The organism is Actinomadura sp. NPDC047616 (genome assembly GCF_040642915.1).
Taxonomy (GTDB): domain Bacteria; phylum Actinomycetota; class Actinomycetes; order Streptosporangiales; family Streptosporangiaceae; genus Spirillospora; species Spirillospora miaoliensis.
The window spans coordinates 247,086-271,893 of sequence record NZ_JBEYTB010000006.1; the positions used below are offsets into that span (position 1 = coordinate 247,086).

The window sequence follows — 24,808 nt, forward strand, 5'->3', positions numbered from 1 at the left end:
CGGAACCGGCGGCGCGGGCCGGAGCGCGTCACTGCGCGGCGGCCTGGACGTTGACGGTCTTGAAGCCCAGCGCGCGCAGCATGTTCTCCAGCATCAGCTTGGTGTTCTGGTCGGCGCGCTCGCGCAGCCCGCTCTGCGCCGCGGCCTGCTGGATCTTCTGACTGGCCAGCACGTACAGCTGCTGCTGGTCGTTGGGGTTGCCGCTGAAGAAGTCGCCGAACCGGTTGATCAGCCCGCGTTCGGTGGCGAACACGTGGCTGCGCTTGGGATCGAGGGCGGCGGTGTCGAGCTGGGCGCGCGGCAGCCGCACGGTGGCGGCCGTCCGGTCGGCGTTGACGGTGATCGCGCCCGAGCCGAGACGGGAGAAGTCGACGTAGGCGTCCACCGACCCCTGCCCGACGAACAGCGTGCGGGACCCGCGCACCGAGCTGGGCAGGAACTTGGCGTCCTTCTCCAGGTCCACGATGACCTGGAAGTTTCCGCTGGCGGCCTCGTAGCGGGACAGGTCGCGGATGGACTGCAGCAGCACCGGGCCGCTGCGGTCCTTGGTCTCCTCTTCGAAGGGGTTGAGGGAGTCCGGCAGCAGGCGCAGCGCCTGCTGGGCGACCAGCACGACCGCCACGGTCGCCACTATGAGCAGCACGGACGCGCCGATACCGCGCCGGGACGCGCGCCGGGGGGCGGCGGCCGGTCGCGACTCGGGGGCGTCCTTGGTGTTCGAGGGGGGCTCCGAGCGTGCCATGCACAGGACATTCCCGGCGTGCCCCCATGGTCACCTCACTTTGGCGCGGTATCGCGCCACGGCCCGCCCGGACGGCTGTGACCAGGACCATAGCCGTGGCCGAAACCCCGCGGCGGGGCCGGGACGTTGGCCGGACGTGGACATCGTGCGTGCTCTCCGTGTCGTCTCGATCGCCGAGGCGACCTCGTTCCTGGTGCTGCTGCTGATCGCCATGCCCTTCAAGTACATGGGCGACATGCCGCAGGGCGTGTCGGTGGTCGGCCCCATCCACGGGGTGCTGTTCCTGGCCTACGTCGGCCTGGTCTTCGTGGCGCGCGAGCAGCTCGGCTGGGACCTCAGGCGCACGGTCCTCGCGCTGGTCGCCGCGGTCCTCCCGGTCGCCCCGTTCCTGGTCGAGCGGTACTGGATCCGGCCCACCGGCGAGGGCGCGCCGGTGAAGGAGGCCGCCTGAGCGTCCGCCGGCTTCCGCGTGACCACGACGGGGCTCGGGGGCTCGACGTGGTCACGCGGGGGAACCCCGGCTAGCGGGGACCGCCGTACGGACGGGTCACGACACCGGGACGCGTCATGGTCCGCCTGGGGTGGACCACGGCCCGGCGCGACGGCCGCGTCAGGGACGGTCGTGTCAGGGACGGCCGTGTCAGGGACGGCCGCATGAGGCCGGGGCGTGTCACGGACGGCCGGAAGTGCCCGGGGCCGAGCGCGCAGTGCCGGTAGTCGGTGTAGTGGTGGCGCAGCCAGGCGCGGCGCGTCTCCTCGCGCCAGCCGCGGAAGCGCCGCGCGGCCGTCCGGTCGGAGATGGCCGGCGGCTCACGTCCCAGCAGCCAGGCGTCCACCAGCGCGCGGTACTCGGCGGCCGCGGGGTCGAGGGACGCCGCGCACGCCCGGGCGTCCACCAGGGCGTCCTGGATCTGCCGTACCGCGCGCGTCTCGAATCCGGGGGACAGGTCCGTCAGGTGGACGACGGCCACGCCGTCCGCGACACGCGCGGGCTCCCGCTCGGGCCGCTGCTCGACGCGGTTGAACGCGAACGGGGTGCCCGCCAGCCGGGCCGCCAGCGGAGTCGTCGCGTTGGACAGGGCGGGCAGGGCACTGCGCAACGCCGGGTGGACGCAGACGGTGAGGGGCCATTCCCGGCAGGCGAGCGCGACGGGCGCGGGAGCCGCCGCCTGCCCGTGGGAGGAGTGCAGCCCGGCGGTGCCCATCAGGGTCAGCGCCAGCGCGGCGGCCACCGGCACCGCCACCACGACGCGCCGGGTGGCCCACCCCACGTACGCCAGCACCAGCGCCGCGATCAACCCCAGCGACCACAGCGTCTGGTCGGCCAGCACACGCGTGCGCAGGCCGGTGAACAACGGCACCTGGGGGAGCGCGGCGGGCGGCAGGAGGCTCCACCACGACGATCCGGGGGCGCGCGACACGGCCCACAGGCACGTCACCACGGCCACGGTCACGGCTGTCGGGGGACGGGGGAACAAGCGTCCGGCCAGGTAGCCCAGCACCACGTGCAGGACGAGCGCCGCCGCCCCCGCCACCGCCCCGAGGGGATGGGGACGGCCCGCCTCGCCACGGAGCAGCGTCTCCACCACGATGACGACGGTCACCGTCCCGTACGCCGTCAGCGCCGCCGCCGCCAGCAGCAACAGGTCGTGCAACGCGCCGGTGGCCGGGGACCGGGTCGTGAGGTCGCGCAGGAAGTCGAGCCTGCGTTCCCGCAGGGCCGCCCACGCCGCCAGCGCCGCCGCCGCCGGGCCCAGGACACGGACCGTGTTGACCAAGGCCACCACGGAGTTGTCCCAGTAGCCGACGTTGGGGCCGAGGCTCAGCCACGCGGTGACCGTCCCGATGCCGGTGAGCACCGGTACGGCCAGCAGCAGCGCCGTACGGCGGGCGTCCAGGCGAAGCACCCGTCCCAGCTCGGACACGCGGCCGAGCTCAGACACCGGCGCCCGTCCTCAGGGGCAGCCGTGGCACGCGGTCGCGCAGCACCTCCGGCCAGGACGCCCGGGAGGCGTCTACCGGTGCCGGCGCCTCGCCCACGCCGGCGCCGGGGACCGGACGGTACGAACGCGTCGGCAGATCCGTGATCCGCCCTCGCGACAGGGCGAGAAGCCGGTCGCACCACCCGGTGAGGAGATGCGGGGCGGGGGCGGTGATGACGACCGTGGGCGCCAGCGAGTGCAGCAGCGGCATGAGCTCCGCCAGGTCCGCGAGATCCGCCAGTTCCGCCGGGTCGCCGTAAGGGACGTCGGCGTCCGTGCCCGCGCGTGCGTGCGCCCCGCCGCCCCGCCGGGAGGACGAGCCCCGTGCCGGCACGCCGCGCCGCGCGGACGCGACGCCCAGCGGGTCGTCCAGCAGCACCAGTTCCGGCTCGTGCACGCAGGTCGCCGCCAGCCCCGCGCGCAGCCGCACGTCAGGTGGAAGCAGCGCCAGTTCGGTGGCCGCGGTGTCGGCGATGTCGAAACGCCGCAGCGCCGGTCGTACGGCCGTGCCGCGCATCCCTTTGTAATACGCGGCATAGGCGACGAACTCCGCGGCGGTCAGATTATCCGCCCAGCGGAATCGGCCGGGAAGATAACCGATCCGCGCTCGGGCCGCACGCAGATCCGCGCAATTCCCGGTGTCGCGGCCGAGAATCCGCAGCGCCCCGGCCTGCGGTCTGCGCAGTGTCGCGAACGTGGCCAGCAGAGTGGATTTACCGGTACCCGGCGGTCCGGCCAGCCCGGTCACGCCCCCGGCGATGCCGAAGGCCGCCGGGCGCAGGAGCCACCGCCCCCCGCGGCGGACTCCCATCCCTCGGGCCACGATCGCGGAATGCTCCGCGATCAAACTCTTACCCCCCGTTGTCGCGTCGTGCCGTTCCTGCGGGACGATCCCCGCGGGCGGACGGTGCGGCCGGAAAACGCGGGGACGAGCCCCCGCGGCGCGACGCCGGTCGGCGTCTCCTCCGATGCCGCGGCCGCGCCCGCTCCGAACCCCTCACGGGGGCGGGCGGCGCGCCTCTTTGCCGTCGCGCCATGCATCGACATCGTGACTATAACCACGCTTGGCGATAGCTGTCAGCCGTCTTTTTGCTGCCGCGCGGAACGGCCTGGATTCTTTGCTCTGCGTACCAAGAGCAGACTTCGGAAAATGTTCCGCTCTGTCCGGGGCGGGTGCGGCGCGCGCCGCCCGGACGGCCGCCGAAATGTCGGAAAACGCGCCGGGCCGATCGCCCGCCGGCCGCCCGTCCGATCGATATGGCGTGAATTCCCGGCAGAAGCCGGGCCGGCCGGGACCCGCCGCGGGCGCCGGGCCGCCGCGCCGGGCGGTCCGCTGGGAGCGGACGGGCGTACGGACCGGGGCTCCGATGGGGCAGGATGGACCCATGCCTTCTCGGGACTTTTCGTTGCACGGGGCCATCGATCTGGGTGCCCGTCAGGCGGCCGTGAAGCGGCAGCAGGAGCGTCAGGCGGCCGCGGAGGCCGCGGGCGGCGATGCCGGCGGCGCGAACGGCGCCGCGGGCGGCCCGTACGTCGTGGACGTCACCGACCAGACCTTCAACGCCGAGGTGGTCGACCGGTCGCGCACCGTTCCGGTGCTGGTCGACTTCTGGGCCGAGTGGTGCGGACCGTGCAAGCAGCTCGGCCCCATCCTGGAGAAGCTGGCGAACGAGGCGGCCGGCCAGTGGGTGCTGGCCAAGGTCGACATCGACGCCAACCCGCAGCTGGCCGCGTACATGCAGCAGATGGGCGTGCGCGGCATCCCGTTCGTGGCCGTGGTGGTCGCGGGCCAGCTGCTGCCGTTCCTGAACGGCGCCGCGCCCGAGCCGCAGGTGCGCCAGGCCCTCGACCAGCTGTTCGACGCCCTGCGCAAGGAGGGCATCCTGCCGGAGGCCCCCGAGGGCGCCGAGGCCGGTGCGGGTGCGCCGGGCGTGTCCGCCGCCGACCAGGTGTACGGCGAGGCGGAGGAGGCGCTGCAGAAGGGCGACCTGGACGGCGCCAAGGCGGCGTTCCAGCGGATCCTCGACCGCAACCCGCGCGACGAGGGCGCCAAGCGCGGCATGACCCTGGTGGAGCTGAGCCTGCGCGTGCGCGGGGTCGACGCCCAGGACGCGCTGCGGGACGCCGAGGCCAAGCCCGACGACGTCCGGGCGCAGCTGCTGGCCGCCGACGTGGAGATGGTCTCGGGCCAGATCGACGCCGCCTTCGACCGCCTGCTGGGCGCGGTCCGGCGCACCGCCGGCGACGACCGCGACGCCGTCCGCAAGCACCTGGTGGAGCTGTTCGACCTGCTCTCGCCGGACGACCCCAGGGTCGGCAAGGCCCGTCGCAGCCTGCAGTCCGCCCTGTTCTGACGGTCTCCGGCCGTTTCCGGCGGTTCCGGCGCCCGCCGCGCGGTCCGGACGCCGACCCGGCTCCGGCCGGTCCGGCCGGTCGAGTGGCGAAACGGCGTGCGGGCGCCGGGCGGCCGGCCCGTGAACAGTGCCCGAAATGGGCAGTGCCCGAAATGGGCATGATGTCGGTATGGCCGCGCGTGTGGTCACCCTCTCCGCCACGTTCGGCGCCGGAGGCGCCGCCATCGGCCACGCCGTCGCCGGGCGGCTGGGGCTGCCGTTCGTCGACCGCGCCGTGCCCGTCGCCGTCGCCGCCGAGATCGGCTGCTCGCTGGAGGAGGCGCTGGCGCACGACGACCGCGCCGAGAGCGGCATCGGCCGGCTCCTGGTGGACGCCGCGCGCCTGCCCGGCGTGTCGCTCGGCGGCATGGACGTCTCCCTGCCCGAGCGCGGGGCGATCCCGGAAGAGGAGTTCGTCACACGCACCGAGGAGGCCATCCGGCGCGTCGCGCACGAGGGGGGCGGCGTGGTGCTGGGCCGCGCCGGGGCCCTGGTGCTCGCCCACCACCCGCGGGCCCTGCACGTGCGCCTGGACGGCTCGCGCCAGCGCAGGCTGGCCAGGGCCAGGGCGCGGTGGCGAGAACGCGGCGGGGAGGCCGGGGGCGAACGCGCGGAACAGAGCACGATGACTGTGCCCTCCGAACGCGATGTTGAGCGTATCCTCGAAGGCGATGACCGCGCCCGGGCGGCCTACGTGAAGCATTTCTACGGGGCCGACCCCGCCGATCCGCGGCTCTACCACCTCCTGATCGACAGCACCCGCATCCCCGAGCCCACCGTCGTCGAGCTCGTCGTGACCGCGGCCCTGGCGTTCTGAGGCGGCGGGTCCGCGGCGCCGCGAGGCCGGGTGACGGAACCGCCCATACCGTTCTGACATGGGACGATGGGGCGGACGAAGAGGGACCCCACAGCAGAGGGAGCAGTCGTGGCCAGCGTGCCCAGCGTGTCGTACTCCATCACCGTCCGGCTGGAGGTGCCGGCCGGCGGCAAGGCCGTCAGCCAGATCACGCACGTGGTCGAGAACGCCGGCGGCATCGTGACCGCCCTCGACGTCAACACCGCCGGGCACGAGACGCTGCGCATCGACGTCACCATCGCCACCCGCGACACCGAGCACGCCGAGGCGATCGTCGGCGCCCTGGAGCAGCTCGACGACATCTCCGTCCACAAGGTCAGCGACCGCACCTTCCTCATGCACCTGGGCGGCAAGATCGAGATGCAGTCCAAGGTGCCGCTGCGCACCCGCGACGAGCTGTCCATGGCCTACACGCCGGGCGTGGCGCGGGTGTCGCTGGCCATCGCCCGCAACCCCGAGGACGTGCGCCGGCTGACGATCAAACGCAACAGCGTGGCCGTGGTGACCGACGGGTCGGCCGTGCTGGGCCTGGGCAACATCGGCCCGGAGGCGGCGCTGCCGGTCATGGAGGGCAAGGCCGCGCTGTTCAAGCGGTTCGCCGGGATCGACGCCTGGCCGATCTGCCTGGACACCCAGGACACCGACGAGATCGTCCGCACCGTGCAGATCCTGGCCCCCGCGTTCGGCGGCATCAACCTGGAGGACATCTCCGCGCCGCGCTGCTTCGAGGTGGAGGCCCGGCTGCGCGAGCTGCTGGACATCCCCGTCTTCCACGACGACCAGCACGGCACCGCGATCTGCGTGCTGGCCGCGCTGACCAACGCGCTGCGCGTGGTCGGCAAGGAGCTGGGCGCGGTGCGGATCGCGATGGCGGGCGCGGGCGCGGCGGGCACCGCGATCCTGCGGCTGCTGCTGAACGCGGGCGCCAAGAACGTGGTGGTGTGCGACTACCGCGGCGCGGTGCACACCGGCCGCGACGACCTGGACGAGTCGCTGCGCTGGATCGCCGAGCACACCAACGACGAGGGCTACGCCGGCGACCTGCGCGGCGCGGTCAAGGGCGCCGACGTGTTCATCGGGGTGTCGGCGCCGGGCATCCTGACCGGCGCCGACATCGCGGCCATGAACGACGACGCGATCGTGTTCGCGCTGGCCAACCCCGAGCCCGAGGTGTCCCCCGACGAGGCGCGCGAGCACGCCGCCGTGGTCGCCACCGGGCGCAGCGACTACCCCAACCAGATCAACAACGTGCTGGCCTTCCCGGGCGTGTTCCGCGGCCTGCTGGACGCCCAGGCCGACGGCGTCACCCAGGACATGCTGCTGGCGGCCGCCAAGGCCCTGGCCGAGGTCGTCACCGACGAGGAGCTCGGCCCCAACTACATCGTGCCGAGCGTGTTCCACCCGGAGGTCAGCGGCCGCGTCGCGGGCGCCGTCCGGGAGGCCGCCGGCGGCCGCCCCCGCACCGAGGCGTGAGGGGCGCCGCCCGAGCCTCCGGACGGGGTTCCGGACAGGGCTCGGGACGGGGTTCCGGACGGGTCACTCGCCGCCGGTCTTCTTGGCGAAGATCTGCTCGCGGCGCCGCGGCCAGATGCCGCCGTACCAGAAGATGATCGCGCCGGTGAGCATGGCGGCGGTGCCGGTCGCGGCGCGCGCCCACAGCACCGTGGAGTCCGAGCCCGTGCGCGGCAGCTCGTCGCTCGGGCTCGGCGCGGGGGTGGCGCGGCGGCAGTCGGCGGTGATCGTCCGCTCCCGCACCGGCCGGTTGCGCCAGGTGACCTCGACGCGGGTGCGGCGGTCCTCGCGCAGGGTGATCTCGGTGGTGCGGGACGCGCCGGCGCCGAGCCGGCCGGCCGTGGCGGCCGACCCGTCGTTGCGCTCGATGGCGTAGTCCTCGGTGCCCCTGCCGGTGTTGCGGACGGTCACGTCCACCGTGCGGCCTGGGCAGTCCACCGCGCCGATCGTGACGGTCAGCGGCGCGTTGCCGGGCGCGGGGGTGCGCGTGGTGCGCGTCGGGCTCGGCGAGGCGCTGCGGCTCGGCGACGACGTCGTCCGGCTCGGGCTGGGACTGGCCGAGCCGTCGCCGTCACGCCCGGTGCGGGTGCCCGACGGCGTCGGGCTCGCCGAGCCCGAGTCGTCCGGGCTGGGCGATGACGTGGACGCGGCGGGCGACCCCGACCGGGTGATCCCGGTGAAGTCGGTCAGCCAGGGCAGCGCGAGCAGCAACCCGATGACGAAGAATACGGCGGCGATGAGGACCCTCGGCAACTGCATCGCGTTCCTCCCGGCCCGTCGGCTGGTTCCCGGCGCTCGGCGATCCTGAGTAGATCATTCTTAACCCGGCTCCGCGTTCTGCCGATACCCCGGGCGATAGGGATGCGTAACAGGCTAACGGTGCGGGGGGCGTGCCGCCGGGGCTCCGGGCAACGCATGATGGTTGCCATGGAAGACGGCATAAGGGTGGGGCAGCTGCTCGTGGCCACCCCCCAGCTGGACGACCCCAACTTCCGGCGCAGCGTCGTCCTGGTGGTCGAGCACGACATCGAGGGCGGCACGCTCGGCGTCGTCCTCAACCGGCCGACCGAGGTGCCCGTCGACCGGGTGCTGCCGCCGTGGGCGGAACTGGTGACCGGGCCGTCGGTGGTGTTCCAGGGCGGGCCGGTGGCGCTCGACAACGCGCTGGCGCTGGCGCGGCTGCCCGGCGAGGGCGAGCCGCTGGGGTGGCGCGCCCTGGACGGCGGGTCGGAGGTGGCCCGGGTGGGCCTGGTGGACCTGGACGCCCCGCCCGGCCTGCTGGCGCCCGAACTGCTCCAGCTGCGCGTGTTCGCCGGGTACTCCGGCTGGTCGGCCGGGCAGCTGCACGAGGAGATCGAGGAGGGCGCGTGGTACGTGGTCCCGGCCGAGGCGGGCGACGTGTTCGCCGGCGACCCCGCCCGGCTGTGGCGCGAGGTGCTCCGCCGTCAGGGCGGTGACCTGGCGTTCGTCTCCACTTTCCCCGACGACCCGACCCTCAACTAAGGTGATGGGGTGAGCGAGGCGACGGGCCGCCGGGCGGCGCGCAGCCGAGCCCGGCCGATCGGCCGCGTCGGTCCGATCGAGCACGATGAGCACAGCACCCCTGCGGACGCGGCTTCGGAGCCGCTGGGCGAGGAGGCCACGTGAGCACGAAGATCCTTCCCGAGAGCGACACCCGGCCGGATCTCTCGCACGGCGACGGCGACCACGAGCGGTTCGCCCACTACGTCAAGAAGGCCAAGATCACCGAGAGCGCGGTGACCGGCACCCCGGTGATCGCGCTGTGCGGCAAGGTCTGGGTGCCCAACCGGGACCCCAAGAAGTATCCGGTGTGCCCGGAGTGCAAGGAGATCTACGAGGGCATGGCCAAGGGCGACGACGGGGACCAGTGAGCGCGGCCCGCGCCGCCCGGGGGGATGACGGGCGGCGCGGCGCAAGGGCGGGCGTGACGTGATCTCGCGGCCAGCGGGCAGACCGGCCGCGAGATCATGAATTTCTGATTCGGGGGATCGATGAAGCGGCTCGGCAGGGTCTTCTGCTGCTCACTTGTCATTACTCTCTGTGGTGTTTCCCTTGCGTATGGCGACGCACGGGTCGTCCGCCGGGCCGCGCCGGCGACGGCCGCCTGCGACGACACGCCCGGCCGGACGCAGGGCCGCACGCCGCCGGGCCGTGGCGCGCTGCGCCGCACGGGCGAGCCGGGCGAGCCGCCCGTCCGCGATCGCGCCGACCTCGGGCGCGCCCAGGTGCGGGCGATGCTGGACGACTTCCGCCGCACCCTGCGCGCCCGGTTCGGCACCGACGACGAGCGGTTGCTGGAGTCCCGCTGGCGGCGCCGGCCGATCGTCATCCCGGTCCGGTTCCACGTGGTGACCGACGGCAGGAACGGACGCCTGTCGCGGGCCAGGGCCAAGCAGCAGGTCGCCACCCTCAACGCCGCCTACGGCGGCAGGTGGGGCGGCGCCGACACCGGCATCAGGTTCCGGCTCAAGAGCTACGAGGTCACCGCCAAACCCGGGTGGTTCGCCGAGCCGCACGCGCACGAACGGGCCATGAAACACCACCTGCGCGGCGGCGGACCCGGCACCCTCAACCTGTTCACCGCCGCAGTCGGCACCGACGTGCTCGGCTTCTCCACCTTCCCCCAGTGGTACCGGGGGGAACCGGGCAACGACGGCGTCGTCGTCGACCACCGCAGCGTGACCAACGGCTCCTTCCAGCACTTCGACCGCGGCTACACCGTCGTCCACGAGGTCGGGCACTGGATCGGGCTGTTCCACACGTTCGAGAACGGCTGCGAGGTCCCCGGCGACGACGTGGGCGACACGCCGTACGAGGCGTGGCCCGCCCAGGCCTGCCCGCGGCGGAAGGACACCTGCCCCGAGCCGGGCAGCGACCCTGTGCGCAATTTCATGAACTACGGATGGGACGACTGCATGCGGGAGTTCACCGCTGGTCAGGGACGACGTTTGCGCACGTTGTGGGCCGCGTACCGGGAGCCGCGCCGGACGGGTTCCGCGCGCGGTGGGGCGCGATTTGTCGGTGAGTCTAGGTAGCCTTCGATGACCGTGAGCACTTTCGCCGCTTCCAGCATGCCCCCCGCCTTCCCCGAGCGGGCCGCCTGGGGGACCGCCTCGTCCCTGCGTGCCTGGCAGCAGCAGGCTCTGGAGGCGTACTTCGGCGCGGACGGGGGCACCGGCCCGCGCGACTTCCTCGCCGTCGCCACGCCCGGCGCCGGTAAGACCACCTTCGCGCTGCGGCTGGCCCGCGAGCTGCTCGACCGTCGCGTGGTGGTCGGGGTCACCGTGGTGTGCCCCACCGAGCACCTCAAGCGGCAGTGGGCCGAGGCCGCCGGCCGTGTCGGCATCAGGATCGACCCCGAGTTCCAGAACGCCCAGGGGCGCGTCGGCAAGGACTTCCACGGCATCGCCGTCACCTACGCCACGGTCGCGGCCCGTCCGGCGCTGCACCGCAACCGCACCGAGGCCCGCAAGACCCTGGTGATCTTCGACGAGGTGCACCACGCGGGCGACGGGCTGTCGTGGGGCGACGCGGTGCGCGAGGCGTTCGAGCCCGCCACCCGGCGGCTGTGCCTGTCCGGCACGCCGTTCCGCACCGACGTCAACCCCATCCCGTTCGTGCAGTACGAGGAGGGCTCCGACGGCATCCGCCGCAGCCGCGCCGACTACACCTACGGTTACGGCCCGGCCCTGGCCGACGGGGTCGTCCGGCCGGTGCTGTTCATGGCGTACGCGGGCGAGATGCGCTGGCGCACCCGCGCGGGCGAGGAGCTGACCGCCACCCTCGGCGAGCCGCTCACCCAGGACCAGATGTCGCAGGCGTGGCGGGCCGCGCTCGACCCCAAGGGCGACTGGATCCGGCAGGTGCTGGTCGCCGCCGACAAGCGGCTCACCGAGCTGCGGCGCGCCATCCCCGACGCGGGCGGCCTGGTCATCGCCACCGACCACGAGTCGGCCCGGGCGTACGCGGCGATGCTGCGCGCGGTCACCGGGCAGGGCGCCACCGTGGTGCTGTCGGACGACCCCACCGCCAGCAAGAAGATCAAGCAGTTCGCCGGCACCGACGAGCGCTGGATGGTGGCGGTGCGGATGGTGTCCGAGGGCGTCGACATCCCGCGGCTGTGCGTGGGCGTGTACGCCACGTCCACCAGCACGCCGCTGTTCTTCGCCCAGGCCATCGGCCGCTTCGTCCGGGCCCGCAAGCGCGGCGAGACGGCTTCGGTGTTCCTTCCGTCGGTGCCGACGCTGATGGGCCACGCCGCCGAGATGGAGGCCGAGCGCGACCACGTGCTCGACAAGCCGGTCCGCGAGGACGGTCTCGACGACGACCTGCTGGCCGAGGCCAACCGGCGCCGCGACAACCCCGACGCGGTGGGGGAGGAGTTCTCCTTCGAGACCGTCGAGGCGTCCGCCACCTTCGACCGGGTGCTGTACGACGGCGGCGAGTTCGGCATGCAGGCCACGCCCGGCTCGGCCGAGGAGGAGGAGTTCCTCGGCATCCCCGGTCTGCTGGAGCCCGAGCAGGTCAGCGCGCTGCTGCGCAAGCGCCAGGCCGACCAGCTGCGCGCCCGCCGCAAGAACAAGACCGGCGACCCGCGCGCCGACGGCGCCGACGACCGCACCACCGCCGAGGACCTGCACGCCCTGCGCAAGGAGCTGAACGGCCTGGTCGGCGCGTGGAACCACCGCACCGGCCAGCCGCACGGCGTGATCCACGCCGAGCTCCGCCGCGTCTGCGGCGGACCCGCCATCGCCCAGGCCAGCGCCGAGGACATCCGCCGCCGCATCGCCAAGATCCGCGAATGGGCCGCCCGGCGCCGCTCCTGACCCGCCGGCCGGATCCGCGCCTGCGCCCGCGTCTGCGCCTGCGTCCGCGGCGGCGGCCGGTCAGGCGCGGGTGACGGGGCTGCCGACGAGGTCGACGCCCTCGCGGCGCAGTTCCTCCAGGGCCCGGTCGACGGTGTCCTTGGCGACGCCCGCCGTCAGGTCGAGCAGCACGCGGGTGCGCAGCCCGGCGCGCGCGGCGTCCACGGCCGTGGCCCGCACGCAGTGGTCGGTGGCGATGCCGACGATGTCGACCTCGTCCACACCGTGGCTGAGCAGCCACTCGGCCAGCGGCACCTCGTCGTCGGTCGCGCCCTCGAACCCGCTGTAGGCGGCGTCGGTGCGGCCCTTGCTGAACACCACCTCGATCGGGGCGAGGTTCAGGTTGGGGTGGAAGTCGGCGCCGGGCGTGCCGATCACGCAGTGCGGGGGCCAGGTGTCGACGAAGTCCGGGTCGGCGGAGAAGTGGTCGCCGGGATCGAGATGGAAGTCGCGGGTGGCGACGACGTGGGCGTACTCGTCACGGTGCGCGGCGACGTGCGCGGAGATGGCGGCGGCCACGTCCGCGCCGCCGCCGACGGGCAGTGAGCCGCCCTCGCAGAAGTCGTTCTGGACGTCAACGATGATCAGGGCCTTGCCCATGAGCGCTCCTCGATGAGGTTCCCCCGGTATGTCCCCGGACAACGCGAACGCTACTCCAGCGGGCGCACGCCGCCGTCGACGAACTCGGTGGGGATCGCGGGCTGCCCGCGCGACAGCTGCACGGCGGTCGGGGGCAGCTCCCGCAGGGCGCGGGCGTGCCGCTCGCGGGCGTCGGCCAGGGGCTCGCGTCCCACCACCTCGCCGTCCTTGATCAGCGGGACGTGCAGCAGCCGGTCGCGCGGCCCCGGCGTCGGCTCGCCCGTGGTGATCAGCTCGCAGGTCGCGGTGCCGTGCGCGTCGACGCGGCGGACCGCCGCCTTGCGGCCGCCGCGCGTGGGCTTGCCCGCGGACCGCTTGGCCACCGGGCGCATGGGGGCGTCCGGCTCCGGCCCGTCGGCCCGCGCCACCAGCTTGTAGACCAGGGACGCGGTGGGCGCCCCCGACCCGGTCACCAGGGACGTGCCGACGCCGTAGCCGTTGACGGGGGCGGTGCCGAGCGACGCGATGCCGTACTCGTCCAGGTCGCCGGTGACCACGATGCGCGTGTCGGTGGCGCCGAGCGAGTCCAGCAGCTCGCGGACGCGCCGCGCCATCACCCCCAGGTCGCCGCTGTCGATGCGCACCGCGCCCAGGGCCGGCCCGGCCAGCTCCACGGCGGTGCGCACGGCCCGCTCGACGTCGTAGGTGTCGACCAGCAGCGTCGTGCTCTCGCCGAGGGAGGCGAGCTGGGCCTTGAAGGCGTGCCGTTCGCTGTCGTGCAGCAGGGTGAACGCGTGCGCGGCCGTACCGGCGGTCGGCACCCCGTACCGGCGTCCCGCCTCCAGGTTGGACGTGGTGGCGAAGCCCGCGATGTAGGCGGCGCGGGCGGCGGACACGGCGGCCCGCTCGTGGGTGCGGCGCGAGCCCATCTCGATCAGCGGGCGGCCCGCCGCGGCCTGCACCATCCGGGACGCGGCCGAGGCGATCGCGCAGTCGTGGTTGAGGATCGACAGCGCCACCGTCTCCAGCAGGACGGCCTCGGCGAACGTGCCCTCCACCACCAGGATCGGCGAGTCGGGGAAATAGCACTCGCCCTCGGGATAACCCCATACGTTCCCGGTGAAGCGGTACTTCTCCAGCCATTCGGCGGTCGGCTGGTCCACCACGCCATGGGCGGTGAGGAACTCCAGCTGGGCGGCGTCGAAGGTGAAGCGCTCGATCGCGTCCAGCAGCCGTCCGGTGCCCGCGACCACGCCGTAGCGCCGTCCGTTCGGCAGGCTGCGGGCGAACACCTCGAACACCGCGCGGCGTCCGGCGGTGCCCTCGCGCAGCGCCGCCTGCAGCATCGTCAGCTCGTAATGGTCGGTCAGCAGAGCCGTGCCGTCACCAAGGTCCACAAGTGGAACCTTAAGGCCCGGTGTGTGCACCATGGAGATGCGGGCCGCCGCGGACCGCGGCGGCCGAGGGGCGAACGCGGCCGACGGCATCGCGCATAGCATCGGGAACGGTGGCGGAATCGACTCCGCGGGGAACGAGGGAGACGTGAGGAGCCGATGAGCACAGCACCCGCACCGGTCGAGCTCGAACGGCCGGACGTCGGAGAGGACCAGAGCGCCGACCGGCCCTGGCTGGCGATCGTCTGGAACGACCCGATCAACCTCATGTCGTACGTCACGTACGTGTTCCAGACCGTGTTCGGCTACACGCGGCCCAAGGCCGAGAAGCTCATGCTGGACGTGCACCACAAGGGCCGCGCCGTGGTCGCCAACGGCACGCGTGAGGAGATGGAACGGGACGTGGAGATCCTGCACTCCTACGGCCTGTGGGCGACGGTGAAACGAGACGACTGAGAATCGAGATCCATGAGTGCGGTCAAGAGGGTGCGAGGCGGCGGCGTCAGCGTGCGGCTGGAGCCCGAGGAGGCGGCGCTGGTCCGGGCGTTGATGGAGCAGCTGCTGGCGCTGCTGGACCAGGACGCGCCGGGCCGGGGCGACGAGCTGGCCGCCGTGGGCATCTCCGAGCGCACCTCCCCGCCGGACGACCCGGTGCTGGCGCGGCTGTTCCCGGACGGCTACCGCGAGGACGACCGCGCGGCCGGCGAGTTCCGCCGCTACACCGAGCTTGGCCTGCGCGACGGCAAGCGCGAGGCCGCCCAGACGGTCCTCAAGACGCTCGACCGGGGCCCGCGGACGGTCCTGGACGACGAGGAGGCGCAGATCTGGCTGCGGGCCCTCAACGACGTGCGGCTGGCGCTCGGCACCCGGCTCGACATCTCCGAGCAGTGGTACGAGGAGGCCGCCGAGCTGGACCCGGCCGACCCGCGCACGCCCATGTTCGCCGCCTACGACTGGCTGACGATGCTGCAGGAGAGCCTCGTCCGAGCCGTGTGGTGACCGCCCGGGCGGGGGAGCGGGCCGCAGGTGGGGCGGGGGCCGGTTGGGCCCGCGGCGGCGGGTAGCCTTCGGGGCATGCTGACGATCGAGCGTGCCCTGGTTGACAAGATCGTTGCGCATGCGCGCGCCGACCACCCCGACGAGGCATGCGGCGTGATCGCCGGTGCGGCCGGATCGGACCGGCCGACCCGGTTCATCGCGATGACCAACGCCGAGCGCTCCCCCACGTTCTACCGGTTCGACTCCATCGAGCAGCTCAAGGTGTGGCGGGAGATGGACGACCGGGACGAGGAGCCCGTGGTCATCTACCACTCCCACACCGCCACCGAGGCGTACCCGTCCCGCACGGACGTCGCCTACGCCTCCGAGCCGAACGCGCACTACGTGCTGGTGTCCACGCGCGACCCCGAGGAGATCGAGTTCCGTTCCTTCCGGATCGTGGACGGCGAGATCACCGAAGAGGAAGTGAAGATCGTCGACGGCTACGAGTGAGCGGCGTTCCGATGCGGACGGGCGTGCCCGGGCGGCCGATCGGGGCCGCGGACACGGCCGGTAAACTGGCCGTCATGTGGACGAGCGGGCGGTCGGGGCCGGGCGCGGCGCGCCGTGCGCCGGCCGGTTTCGCGCCGCCGCCGCGGGCGGCCCGCTCCGCACTCGCCGGGTTCCCGCGGGGTGCCGCGTCCCCCTGTCCCGTGCAGAGCTTCCTGTTCGGGCACTCGCGCGCCGAGGTCGTCTACGACTGTCGCTGACGCGCCTGATCCCGCCTGGAATTCCCCCGCCTCCCGCCCGGTTGTGATGCCTCGGGCGGGGAGCCCTTACCTCGAGCCGGGGGCGTGGGGGGTGGTCCCCCCACAGAGAGACACGACCCGAAGGAGATCATCGCGATGGCGATCGAGGTCCGGATCCCGACGATCCTGCGCAACTACACCGGCGGCGCCAAGTCCGTGGAGGGCAAGGGCGGCACGCTCGACGAGCTGTTCTCCGACCTGGACGCCCGCCACCCGGGCCTGCGCGAGCGGCTGGTGGACGACAAGGGGCTGCGCAAGTTCGTCAACGTGTACCTGAACGACGAGGACGTGCGCTTCCTCGGCGGTCTCGACACCGAGGTCGCCGACGGTGACAACGTCACCATCCTGCCGGCCGTCGCCGGCGGCTGACCCCGGGACGCCGTGCCGATGCGTTTCGACTCCCTGCTGGACTCCCTGGGCCGCACCCCCCTGGTCGGCCTGCCCCGGCTGTCGCCGAGCCCCGAGGTGCGGCTGTGGGCCAAGCTGGAGGACCGCAACCCCACCGGTTCGGTCAAGGACCGGCCCGCCTTCTGGATGATCGCCAAGGCGGAGAAGGAGGGCCTGCTCAGCCCCGGCTGCACGATCCTGGAGCCCACCTCCGGCAACACCGGCATCTCCCTGGCCATGGTCGCCAAGCTGCGCGGCTACAACATGGTCTGCGTGATGCCGGAGAACACCTCCGCCGAGCGGCGCCAGCTGCTGGAGATGTGGGGGGCGCGGATCATCTTCTCGCCGGCGGCGGGCGGGTCCAACGAGGCCGTCCGCGTGGCCAAGGGCCTGGCCGCCGAGCACCCCGACTGGGTGATGCTCTACCAGTACGGCAACGAGGCCAACGCGCTGGCCCACTACGAGACGACCGGCCCGGAGATCCTGGCGGACCTGCCGACGATCACCCACTTCGTGGCCGGGCTGGGCACCACGGGCACGCTCATGGGCGTCGGCCGGTACCTGCGCGAGCAGCGTCCCGACGTCAAGATCGTGGCGGCCGAGCCCCGGTACGGGGAGCTGGTGTACGGGCTGCGCAACATCGACGAGGGCTTCGTGCCCGAGCTGTACGACGACACCGTGCTGACCACCCGGTTCTCGGTGGGCTCGGCCGACGCGCTGCGCCGCACCCGCGAGCTGCTGGAGCGGGAGGGCATCTTCGCCGGCATCTCCACCGGCGGCGCCCTGCACGCCGCCCTCGGCATGGCCGCCAAGGCGGTCAAGGCGGGGGAGCGGGCCGACATCGTGTTCATCGTCGCCGACGGCGGGTGGAAGTACCTGTCGACGGGTGCGTACTCCGGCACGCTGGAGGAGGCCGAGGAGCGTCTCGAAGGCCAGCTCTGGGCCTGACGGGGCAGGTCCGGCGGAGTGTCCGTTGCACCGCAAGTTGCGTGCCCGGCGCGCTCCGGCCGCCCTGCCGGGGCCGGTGGCGGCTGCCCTGAGGGATAGAGTTCATACTCGAACGACATTCTAGATCCGTGCCGGCCGCGCGCCGGCACGGAGCCGGGACAGGGCGGCGGCCGGGAGGGCGGATGAGCAGGTTCGGCGACGCGACGGCGGTCACGCGGGTGGACGAGGGCAGGTATCGCATCGATCTCGACGGCGCGTTCGGGTTCGCCGAGGCCCTCAACGGCGGCTACCTGATGGCGGTGCTGGCCCGCGCCGCCGTCGACGCCGCCCCGCACCGCCACCCCGTCGCCACCGCCGCCAGCTTCCTGCGGGTCGCCAAGGCGGGCCCCGCCGAGGTGCTGGTGGAGCCGCGCAAGGCCGGCCGCACCGCCAGCGCCGCCCACGTCAGCCTCGTCCAGGACGCCCGCGTCGCGGTGGACGCCCTGATCACCACCGCCGACCTGGAGCCCGGCGCCGAACCCGAGTGGGTCGGCGAACCGCCCACACCGCCGCTGCCGCCGATCGAGCGGTGCACCCACTTCCAGGGACGCGACCGCGAGCGCGGCTTCGCCGACCAGGTGCAGATGCACTTCGACCCCGCCACGCTGGGCTGGCTGGACGGGCGGCCCAGCGGACGGCCCGAGTGCCGCGCCTGGTTCCGGCTGCGCGACCCCCACGAGCCCGACGCGTTCACCCTGGCCCTGGCCGTGGACGCGCTGCCGCCCATCGTCCTCAACACCGGCGCCAAGGGCTGGGCCCCGACCGTCGAGATGACCTGGCACATGCGCGCCGTCCCCGCCCCCGGCCCCCTGGCGCTGCACGGCAGCGGCCGCATGGTCACCGGCGGCTGGTTCGACGAGGAGGTCGAGGTCTGGGACTCGGCGGGCCGCCTGGTCGCGCAGAGCCGCCAGCTCGCTCGCGTCGGCCGTCCCCCGTCCCGCTGAGCCGCGCGGATCCCGGGTCGGCGACCGTCACACCCGGCACGGGACACGCCCGGAATCACAGGAGTGGGCGCCCGGGGCGCGCGCACGGCGGTTTCGAGCATGTGACCGTGTGATGTCCGACGCATGACGCGCCTCGGCGGCGTCCGTTCGCCTAGCCTTGAGTCTCATGTCTGACGCGCCGATCGGGATCTTCGACAGCGGTTTCGGCGGGCTGACCGTGGCCCGCGCCATCCTGGACCAGCTGCCGAACGAGTCGATCGTCTATCTCGGCGACTCGGCGCGCCAGCCGTACGGGCCGCGGCCCATCGCGCAGGTGCGCGCCTTCGCCCTGGAGATGCTCGACCAGCTGGTGGACGAGGGCGTGAAGATGCTGGTCATCGCCTGCAACAGCGCCAGCTCGGCGATGCTGCGCGACGCCCGCGAACGCTACGACGTGCCGGTCGTCGAGGTGATCAACCCGGCGGTGCGGCGGGCCGCCCGCGCCACCCGCAACGGCCGGGTCGGGCTGATCGCCACCCGTGCGACGGTGACCAGCCGCTCCTACGAGGACGCCTTCGCCGCCGCCCCGCACATCGAGCTGACCGCCGCCGCCTGCCCCCGTTTCGTGGAGTTCGTCGAGTCCGGGGTGACCATGGGCGACGAGCTGCTGGAGGCGGCGCGCGGATACCTGCGGCCCGTCGTCGACGCCGGCTGCGACACCCTGATCCTTGGGTGCACCCACTACCCATTGCTTACCGGCGTCATCTCGTATGTCGTGGGAGACGGGGTCACACTGGTCTCAAGTGCCGACGAGACCGCCAAGGACGTCTATCGAGTGCTGCACGACCAGGGGCTGGCCCGGGCGGAGGCCGCGCCCCCGCCCGTCCACCGGTTCCGCGCGACCGGTGACCCGGCCGTGTTCGCGGCGCTCGGCCGCCGATTCCTGGGCCCGGAGATCGGCCTCGTGGAGCCCACCGCGAACAAGGCTCTGACCACCTGATTCCTCGGGAACACAAGAGGAGGAGTGAGCGTGCGGGTCACTGTGATCGGCTGCTCCGGCAGCTTCCCGGGGCCGGAGAGCCCCGCGTCCTGCTATCTGATCCAGGCGGAGGACTACTCCCTGCTGCTCGACCTGGGCAGCGGAGCACTCGGCACGCTGCAGCGCTACCACGGCCTCTACGACATCGACGCCGTGTGCCTGTCGCACCTGCACGCCGACCACTGCCTGGACCTGTGCGGCTACTGGGTGGCGCGCAGGTACTGTCCCGGCGGCCCGGCGCCCCGCATCCCCGTCTACGGGCCCGAGGGCACCGCGGCCCGCATGGCCAAGGCCTACGACCTGGAGCCCGAGCCGGGCATGGCCGAGGCGTTCGACTTCCGTCCGCTGCTGCGCGGCCCGTTCGAGATCGGGCCGTTCCGCGTGACCACCGCGCAGATGCCGCACCCCGTCGAGGCGTACGCCTTCCGCGTCGAGCACGACGGCAAGGTCCTGGCCTACTCGGGCGACACGGGCCGGTCCGCCGCGCTGGTGGAGCTGGCCCGCGACGCCGACCTGTTCCTGTGCGAGGCGTCCTTCCTGGAGCAGCCCGACCTGCCCAACGACCTGCACCTCACCGCCCGTGAGGCGGGTGAGCACGCCGCCCGGGCCGACGCCCGCCGGCTCGTGCTGACCCATCTGGTGCCCTGGAACGACGCGAACCGCTCCCTGGCCGAGGCCAAGGCCAGCACGTTCGGGGGCACCATCGAACTGGCCCACGTGGGCGCCGCCTACGACCTGTGACGCGCCCGGGGACTAGGGTGGTCCCCATGGCACGCCCCGACGATCGCGCACCAGACCAGCTCCGTCCCGTCCGCATCCAGCGCGGCTGGCTCGACCACGCGGAGGGCTCGGTGCTCATCGAGTTCGGCGGCACGCGCGTGCTGTGCGCGGCCTCCGTGCAGGACTCGGTGCCGCGCTGGCGCCGCGACAGCGGCCTCGGCTGGGTGACCGCCGAGTACGCCATGCTGCCGCGCGCCACCAACACCCGCAACGAGCGCGAGTCGGTCAAGGGGCGGCTGGGCGGCCGCACCCAGGAGATCTCCCGGCTGATCGGCCGGTCCATCCGGGCCTGCGTCGACTACAAGGCGCTGGGCGAGAACACCGTCCAGCTCGACTGCGACGTGCTGCAGGCCGACGGCGGCACCCGCACCGCCGCGATCACCGGCGCGTACGTCGCGCTCGCCGACGCGGTGGCCTGGATGCGCGGGCGCGGCATGACCAAGGGCGAGCCGCTGATCACCTCCGTCGCGGCGGTCAGCGTCGGCGTCATCGACGGCGAGGCCCGGCTCGACCTGTGCTACGAAGAGGACGTCGTCGCCCAGACCGACATGAACGTGGTGTGCACCGGCGACGGCCGGTTCGTGGAGGTGCAGGGCACCGCCGAGGGGCGGCCGTTCGACCGGGCCGAGCTGGACGCCCTGCTGGACCTGGCCGCGGGCGGCTGCGCCGAGCTGACCGTCCTGCAGCAGGAGGCGCTCGGCCGATGACCCGGCTCGTCCTGGCCACACGCAACCAGGGGAAGATCGCCGAGCTGCGCGACATCCTGGCCGGCCTGCGCGCCGCCGACGGCTCCGGCGTCGAGGTCGTCGGCCTGGCCGAGTTCCCGGACGCGCCCGAGGTCCCCGAGACCGAGGCCACCTTCGCGGGCAACGCCCTGCTCAAGGCCCGCGCGATCGCCGCGCACACCGGCCTGCCCGCCGTCGCCGACGACTCCGGGCTGTGCGTGGACGCCCTGAACGGCATGCCCGGCGTGCTGTCGGCACGCTGGTCCGGCCGGTTCGGCGAGGCGACGGGCGACAAGGACCGCGCCAACCTCGACCTGGTGCTGGACCAGCTCGCCGACGTGGCCGCCCCGCACCGGGGCGCCGCGTTCGTCTGCGCCGCCGCGCTGGTACTGCCCGGCGGCGCCGAGCACTGCGTGGAGGGACGGCTGCGCGGCCGCCTCCTGGACGCCCCGCGCGGCACCGGCGGCTTCGGCTACGACCCGATCTTCCTGCCCGAGGGCGAGACCCGCACCAGCGCCGAGATGGCGCCCGAGGAGAAGAACGCGATCAGCCACCGCGGCCGCGCCTTCCGCGACCTCGCCGCCCTGCTTCCCGAGGCCCTCGCCGCGACGTCCCGCTGACGGGCTCCTCGCCCGCACCCGCCGAAAAAAGACCGGCGCCGTGACAACCTCACGGCGCGCCGCGCGGGTTCAAGGGGTGTCACTCTGTTCACCCCGAGGAGCAACATGAGCGAAAAAGGGCGTTTCCGGCGTCCGCGCGGGCGGGTCACGATGGCGGTCGCGGGCGTCGTCGGTGCCGGCGTGCTGGGCACGGGCATCTGGCTCGGCGCGGCGGCGGGCACGGACGCCGCGGACACCACGGACGCGGCCAAGGTCGCGGCCAGGGGCACCCTCGGGCCGTCGGCGCCGCCCGTCCGCCCGGACCGGCCCACCGCGCCGCCCGCCCGCCCGTCGGCGCCGCCCCAGCCCACGGCCGCGCCGCAGCCGCCGACGACGCGCCCGCCCACGCCGACCACGCCTCCGCGCCCCTGCGCGACGGCGCGGCCGTCGACACCGCCCCGGCCGCCGTCGGCCAGCCCGGTGCCCCGCCCGGCGGACCCCACGCGCACTCCGGCGCGTCCGTCCACGCGGGACACGGCCAGGACGCCCGAGCCCCGGCCGTCCACGGCACGCCCCGCGCCGCCGGCCGCCAAGCCGACGGCCCCGCCGGAGCGGCCGGTTCCTGCGCCCTGCCCGCCGCAGCCGCGGCGCTAGGCGCGGCCCGTACGTGTCCGCGTTGAGCAGCACCCAGGAGGTCCGCGGCGGCGACGTCACGACGTTCGAGGAGTTCGTGACCGCCACCGCGGGCCCCCTGCTGCGCACCGCCGTCTTCCTCGTCTACGACCGGCACGTCGCCGAGGATCTGGTGCAACTGGCCTACGAGCGGGTCGCCCGGCGGTGGCGGCGGCTGGCGTCGGGCAACCCCGAGGCGTACGCCCGGAAGATCATCGTCAACCTGGCCATCGACGAGCGAAAGCGCCGCCGCGACCTGCCGGTCGGCTCCGTGACCGAGGTGGAACGACTGGCCGGGACCGCGCCCGCCGGACCGCCCGGCGGGGCGGCCGGCGGGGCGGACGGCGAACTGGACGAGGCGCTGCGCGCCCTGCCGCCCAAGCAGCGCGCCGTCCTGGTGCTGCGCTACTGGTGCGATCTGAGCGAACAGGAGATCGCCGAGACCCTCGGGATCTCCCGGGGAACGGTCAAGAGCCACGCCGCGCGCGCCATGGCGGCCCTGCGCGAGCACATGACGGCCGAGGAGCCGCGGCCCGCGGCGGAAGGGGACGGGGCGCATGGACGATGAGCTCGAAGCCCTGCTGCGCGACCACTACCGCCGGGCCGCCGAGGAGATCGACGCCGACCCGGCGCTCGTGCGCCGCTACCGCGCCGTCGCCCGGCCCGGGGCCGACGGCACGCGGACGCGAGGCGCCGGCGCGTGGGCGCGGAACCCGCTGCGGGACGGCGCCGGCGTCCGGCGCTGGGCGCTGCCCGTCCTCGCGGCCGCCGCCACGGCCGCCGTCGTCCTCGCCGCGGCGATCCTGCTGTGGCGATCCCCGCAGCCGACGCCGCCGCCACGGCCCGCCGCGCCGCCCTCGCCCGCGGCCACCACGACACCCACGCCCGTGCCGTCGCCGCCCCGGGCTCCGTCACGACCGCCGGTGTCGAGGTCGGCGGAGCGTTCCCGCACCACACCGCCGTCCCCGCCGACGGCCCCCGGCCCTTCGACGCCACCGCGGCGGCCGGAGCCGACCGCGCAGCCGTCGACCAGGCGCCCGGTGGCGCCCGAACGACCGCCGGCGACGGCGGTGCCGGAGACGCCACGGCCGCCCACGGGGTCGCGTTAAAGTGACGCAATGTCCACGACCGAGATGATCATGCTCGGCGCCGTCGTCGTGCTGATCCTGGGCCTGCTGATGATCGCGGTGGCCCGGAGCGCGGAGCGACGGCGCCGGCGCCGGCACGAGACGGCCTACGTCAAACCGTCCTCCGCCGTCGTCGGCGTGCCCGCCCCCGCCCCCGATTCCGTCCCGCCCGTCGTCGGGGTCCCCGCCGCCACCCGCGACCGCGCGCTCGAACTGATCGGGCAGGGCCGGGTGATCCAGGCGATCAAGGAGGTGCGCATGGACACCGGCCTGGGACTCAAGGAGGCCAAGGACTTCGTCGACGCCCTCAAGGACGGACGCGTCCCGCCCCGGCCCGTCATCGGCGCCGCCACCCTCTCCGACCGGGTCCGGGAGTTCAAGGCCAACGCCGACGTCGAGTCGGCCATCGCCCTCGTCCGCGCCGAGACCGGCATGAGCCGCGGCGAGGCCGAACGCTTCGTCGCCGCCCTCGAATGACGCCTCACATGACGTCTCATAAGACGTCTCAGGAAGCGCCTCAGGCGGCGTAGAGGCGCACGAACGTGCCGTCCCAGCCGGTGCGCAACTCCATCAGGTCCACCAGCAACCGGACCGTCCACAGCCCGAAACCGCGCTCCAGCGCCGAGCCGGGCGGAACGAACCCCGTCAGCGAATCCGGCCGCGGACGCCACAGGCCGTGGTCACCGACCTCGCACACCACGTTCCGGCCGTCCCGCCACAGCCACAGCCCGACCGGCGGGCAGCCGTACGCCAGCGCGTTGGCGGCGACCTCGTTCGCCGCCGTCACCAGGTTCCGCGCCGAACCGCCGTACAGCCCGTGCCGCACCGCCCGCTCGCCGACGAAGGCGCGCAGCGGATACAGGTCGTTCGACCGGATCGGCAGGTAATCGGCGTCGGCGGGACGGCCGACGCGGCGGGCGCGGTCGCATTCGTCCCCGAAGTCCACCGGATCCGTGTAGCGGCCGTTGCGGACCGTCGCACCGCCGTCCAGCAGCAGCGGATGCGTACGCCGGGCGTGGTCGAGGACCGCGCCGGGCAGCGCCGCCCGGTCGTACGGGCACAACGCCAGCGCGTCGACACCGCCGAACACCAGGTTGATCAGCGACTCGTACCGCGCCCACTCCACCGTCTCCCGGGCGTCCCGCCCCTGCCACACCGGCTCGGCCAGGGCCCGGACGCGGCGCGGCGCCATCGCGTTGACCAGCTGCTGGTACTGCTTGAGCGTCCGCACGGGATGCCGGTAGAACTCCTCGGAGTCGTAGAACCGTACGAGCCCCTCGAAACCGGACAGGCTGTCACGCAGCGCGCCCAGGCCGGGCTCGCGGACCACCGCCACCACCGCGTCCCCCGCCCGCACCCCGTCGCGCAGGAACGGCACGGCGACCCGCAGGAACTCCTCCAGGCCGCGGTAGAGGAACGCCCGGTGCTCCAACGCCAT

32 protein-coding genes are annotated in these 24,808 nt (G+C 73.8%); 25 read left to right on the plus strand and 7 right to left on the minus strand.

Annotated features, from left to right (window positions below; translation table 11 throughout):
- Nucleotides 1–28: 28 nt before the first annotated feature.
- On the minus strand, nucleotides 29–742 hold the full coding sequence (locus ABZ801_RS16890; RefSeq protein WP_360698568.1) for a DUF4230 domain-containing protein: 714 nt from the start codon (nucleotides 740–742) through the stop codon (nucleotides 29–31).
- 145 nt (nucleotides 743–887) lie between these two features.
- Between ABZ801_RS16890 and ABZ801_RS16895 the strand changes: the two genes are divergently transcribed.
- Nucleotides 888–1,193 (plus strand): DUF3817 domain-containing protein, encoded by a 306-nt coding sequence (locus ABZ801_RS16895; protein WP_344957505.1) that lies wholly within the window; start codon nucleotides 888–890, stop codon nucleotides 1,191–1,193.
- Between the two features lie 70 nt (nucleotides 1,194–1,263).
- Here ABZ801_RS16895 and ABZ801_RS16900 read toward each other — a convergent pair whose 3' ends face one another.
- Together ABZ801_RS16900 and ABZ801_RS16905 are read right to left on the minus strand one after the other, a co-directional pair.
- Nucleotides 1,264–2,685, minus strand: coding sequence for a hypothetical protein (locus ABZ801_RS16900; protein ID WP_360698571.1), 1,422 nt, complete (start codon nucleotides 2,683–2,685; stop codon nucleotides 1,264–1,266).
- A complete protein-coding gene (locus ABZ801_RS16905) occupies nucleotides 2,678–3,535 on the minus strand; it encodes an ATP-binding cassette domain-containing protein (protein ID WP_360698573.1) in 858 nt (285 codons plus the stop codon). Before ABZ801_RS16905 ends, ABZ801_RS16900 begins: the two co-directional genes overlap by 8 nt.
- Before the next feature lie 634 nt (nucleotides 3,536–4,169).
- On the opposite strand from ABZ801_RS16905, the gene ABZ801_RS16910 reads away from it, so the two are divergent.
- From ABZ801_RS16910 to ABZ801_RS16920, 3 genes are all read left to right on the plus strand, one after another.
- Nucleotides 4,170–5,078: a tetratricopeptide repeat protein gene (locus tag ABZ801_RS16910; RefSeq protein WP_360698575.1), complete on the plus strand. Its 909-nt coding sequence runs from the start codon at nucleotides 4,170–4,172 to the stop codon at nucleotides 5,076–5,078.
- 169 nt (nucleotides 5,079–5,247) lie between these two features.
- Nucleotides 5,248–5,934 carry a cytidylate kinase-like family protein gene (locus ABZ801_RS16915; RefSeq protein WP_360698577.1) on the plus strand — a complete coding sequence of 229 codons (687 nt, stop codon included), beginning with the start codon at nucleotides 5,248–5,250 and terminating at the stop codon, nucleotides 5,932–5,934.
- Nucleotides 5,935–6,042: 108 nt separating this feature from the next.
- The gene (locus tag ABZ801_RS16920; protein WP_344957494.1) at nucleotides 6,043–7,446 is read left to right on the plus strand and encodes an NAD-dependent malic enzyme; all 1,404 of its coding nucleotides are present in this window, start codon (nucleotides 6,043–6,045) and stop codon (nucleotides 7,444–7,446) included.
- A 63-nt stretch (nucleotides 7,447–7,509) separates the two neighbouring features.
- Here ABZ801_RS16920 and ABZ801_RS16925 read toward each other — a convergent pair whose 3' ends face one another.
- On the minus strand, nucleotides 7,510–7,923 hold the full coding sequence (locus tag ABZ801_RS16925) for a hypothetical protein (protein WP_360698579.1): 414 nt from the start codon (nucleotides 7,921–7,923) through the stop codon (nucleotides 7,510–7,512).
- 10 nt (nucleotides 7,924–7,933) lie between these two features.
- Between ABZ801_RS16925 and ABZ801_RS16930 the strand changes: the two genes are divergently transcribed.
- The 6 genes from ABZ801_RS16930 (at nucleotide 7,934) to ABZ801_RS16955 (ending at nucleotide 12,332) form a co-directional block, all read left to right on the plus strand.
- Nucleotides 7,934–8,293, plus strand: coding sequence for a hypothetical protein (locus ABZ801_RS16930; RefSeq protein ID WP_360698581.1), 360 nt, complete (start codon nucleotides 7,934–7,936; stop codon nucleotides 8,291–8,293).
- A 119-nt stretch (nucleotides 8,294–8,412) separates the two neighbouring features.
- Nucleotides 8,413–8,988: a YqgE/AlgH family protein gene (locus ABZ801_RS16935; protein WP_360698583.1), complete on the plus strand. Its 576-nt coding sequence runs from the start codon at nucleotides 8,413–8,415 to the stop codon at nucleotides 8,986–8,988.
- Between the two features lie 9 nt (nucleotides 8,989–8,997).
- A complete protein-coding gene (locus ABZ801_RS16940) occupies nucleotides 8,998–9,132 on the plus strand; it encodes a hypothetical protein (protein WP_344957486.1) in 135 nt (44 codons plus the stop codon).
- Nucleotides 9,129–9,377, plus strand: coding sequence for a DUF3039 domain-containing protein (locus ABZ801_RS16945; RefSeq protein ID WP_344957484.1), 249 nt, complete (start codon nucleotides 9,129–9,131; stop codon nucleotides 9,375–9,377). Before ABZ801_RS16940 ends, ABZ801_RS16945 begins: the two co-directional genes overlap by 4 nt.
- 120 nt (nucleotides 9,378–9,497) lie before the next feature.
- Nucleotides 9,498–10,541, plus strand: a complete 1,044-nt coding sequence (locus ABZ801_RS16950; RefSeq protein WP_360698585.1) for a zinc metalloprotease — start codon at nucleotides 9,498–9,500, stop codon at nucleotides 10,539–10,541.
- 36 nt (nucleotides 10,542–10,577) lie between these two features.
- On the plus strand, nucleotides 10,578–12,332 hold the full coding sequence (locus ABZ801_RS16955) for a DEAD/DEAH box helicase (RefSeq protein ID WP_360698894.1): 1,755 nt from the start codon (nucleotides 10,578–10,580) through the stop codon (nucleotides 12,330–12,332).
- 60 nt (nucleotides 12,333–12,392) lie between these two features.
- Here ABZ801_RS16955 and ABZ801_RS16960 read toward each other — a convergent pair whose 3' ends face one another.
- Together ABZ801_RS16960 and ABZ801_RS16965 are read right to left on the minus strand one after the other, a co-directional pair.
- Entirely contained in the window at nucleotides 12,393–12,971 is a 579-nt protein-coding gene (locus tag ABZ801_RS16960) for an isochorismatase family protein (RefSeq protein ID WP_360698587.1), read from the minus strand.
- 50 nt (nucleotides 12,972–13,021) lie between these two features.
- The gene (locus ABZ801_RS16965) at nucleotides 13,022–14,380 is read right to left on the minus strand and encodes a nicotinate phosphoribosyltransferase (protein WP_360698895.1); all 1,359 of its coding nucleotides are present in this window, start codon (nucleotides 14,378–14,380) and stop codon (nucleotides 13,022–13,024) included.
- A gap of 123 nt (nucleotides 14,381–14,503) precedes the next feature.
- Here ABZ801_RS16965 and clpS point away from each other — a divergent pair, with 123 nt between their 5' ends.
- The 15 genes from clpS to ABZ801_RS17040 all read left to right on the plus strand — a co-directional run bounded on the left by clpS (nucleotide 14,504) and on the right by ABZ801_RS17040 (nucleotide 23,847).
- Nucleotides 14,504–14,800: an ATP-dependent Clp protease adapter ClpS gene (gene clpS / locus ABZ801_RS16970; protein WP_360698589.1), complete on the plus strand. Its 297-nt coding sequence runs from the start codon at nucleotides 14,504–14,506 to the stop codon at nucleotides 14,798–14,800.
- A 12-nt stretch (nucleotides 14,801–14,812) separates the two neighbouring features.
- Nucleotides 14,813–15,343, plus strand: coding sequence for a DUF2017 domain-containing protein (locus ABZ801_RS16975; protein WP_344957476.1), 531 nt, complete (start codon nucleotides 14,813–14,815; stop codon nucleotides 15,341–15,343).
- 75 nt (nucleotides 15,344–15,418) lie between these two features.
- Nucleotides 15,419–15,835, plus strand: a complete 417-nt coding sequence (locus ABZ801_RS16980; protein WP_360698591.1) for a M67 family metallopeptidase — start codon at nucleotides 15,419–15,421, stop codon at nucleotides 15,833–15,835.
- A 74-nt stretch (nucleotides 15,836–15,909) separates the two neighbouring features.
- A complete protein-coding gene (locus ABZ801_RS16985; protein WP_360698593.1) occupies nucleotides 15,910–16,092 on the plus strand; it encodes a hypothetical protein in 183 nt (60 codons plus the stop codon).
- 135 nt (nucleotides 16,093–16,227) lie between these two features.
- Nucleotides 16,228–16,500, plus strand: coding sequence for a MoaD/ThiS family protein (locus ABZ801_RS16990; protein ID WP_344957472.1), 273 nt, complete (start codon nucleotides 16,228–16,230; stop codon nucleotides 16,498–16,500).
- An 18-nt stretch (nucleotides 16,501–16,518) separates the two neighbouring features.
- The gene (locus tag ABZ801_RS16995) at nucleotides 16,519–17,466 is read left to right on the plus strand and encodes a cysteine synthase (RefSeq protein WP_344957470.1); all 948 of its coding nucleotides are present in this window, start codon (nucleotides 16,519–16,521) and stop codon (nucleotides 17,464–17,466) included.
- Nucleotides 17,467–17,648: 182 nt separating this feature from the next.
- The gene (locus ABZ801_RS17000) at nucleotides 17,649–18,449 is read left to right on the plus strand and encodes a thioesterase family protein (protein ID WP_360698596.1); all 801 of its coding nucleotides are present in this window, start codon (nucleotides 17,649–17,651) and stop codon (nucleotides 18,447–18,449) included.
- 166 nt (nucleotides 18,450–18,615) lie between these two features.
- Entirely contained in the window at nucleotides 18,616–19,428 is an 813-nt protein-coding gene (gene murI / locus ABZ801_RS17005) for a glutamate racemase (RefSeq protein WP_344957466.1), read from the plus strand.
- Nucleotides 19,429–19,458: 30 nt separating this feature from the next.
- On the plus strand, nucleotides 19,459–20,208 hold the full coding sequence (locus ABZ801_RS17010; RefSeq protein WP_360698598.1) for an MBL fold metallo-hydrolase: 750 nt from the start codon (nucleotides 19,459–19,461) through the stop codon (nucleotides 20,206–20,208).
- A 26-nt stretch (nucleotides 20,209–20,234) separates the two neighbouring features.
- Nucleotides 20,235–20,954, plus strand: coding sequence for a ribonuclease PH (gene rph, locus ABZ801_RS17015; RefSeq protein ID WP_360698600.1), 720 nt, complete (start codon nucleotides 20,235–20,237; stop codon nucleotides 20,952–20,954).
- Nucleotides 20,951–21,592, plus strand: a complete 642-nt coding sequence (gene rdgB, locus ABZ801_RS17020; protein WP_360698602.1) for an RdgB/HAM1 family non-canonical purine NTP pyrophosphatase — start codon at nucleotides 20,951–20,953, stop codon at nucleotides 21,590–21,592. The genes rph and rdgB overlap by 4 nt, the downstream gene beginning before the upstream one ends.
- A 105-nt stretch (nucleotides 21,593–21,697) precedes the next feature.
- Entirely contained in the window at nucleotides 21,698–22,225 is a 528-nt protein-coding gene (locus ABZ801_RS17025; RefSeq protein ID WP_360698604.1) for a hypothetical protein, read from the plus strand.
- A 22-nt stretch (nucleotides 22,226–22,247) separates the two neighbouring features.
- Complete coding sequence (locus ABZ801_RS17030; protein WP_360698606.1) at nucleotides 22,248–22,811, plus strand: SigE family RNA polymerase sigma factor; 564 nt, start codon at nucleotides 22,248–22,250, stop codon at nucleotides 22,809–22,811.
- Nucleotides 22,801–23,352: a hypothetical protein gene (locus tag ABZ801_RS17035; RefSeq protein WP_360698608.1), complete on the plus strand. Its 552-nt coding sequence runs from the start codon at nucleotides 22,801–22,803 to the stop codon at nucleotides 23,350–23,352. Before ABZ801_RS17030 ends, ABZ801_RS17035 begins: the two co-directional genes overlap by 11 nt.
- 9 nt (nucleotides 23,353–23,361) lie before the next feature.
- Complete coding sequence (locus ABZ801_RS17040; RefSeq protein ID WP_360698610.1) at nucleotides 23,362–23,847, plus strand: ribosomal protein L7/L12; 486 nt, start codon at nucleotides 23,362–23,364, stop codon at nucleotides 23,845–23,847.
- Nucleotides 23,848–23,887: 40 nt separating this feature from the next.
- Here ABZ801_RS17040 and ABZ801_RS17045 read toward each other — a convergent pair whose 3' ends face one another.
- Nucleotides 23,888–24,808 carry a sensor histidine kinase gene (locus ABZ801_RS17045; RefSeq protein ID WP_360698612.1) on the minus strand — a complete coding sequence of 307 codons (921 nt, stop codon included), beginning with the start codon at nucleotides 24,806–24,808 and terminating at the stop codon, nucleotides 23,888–23,890.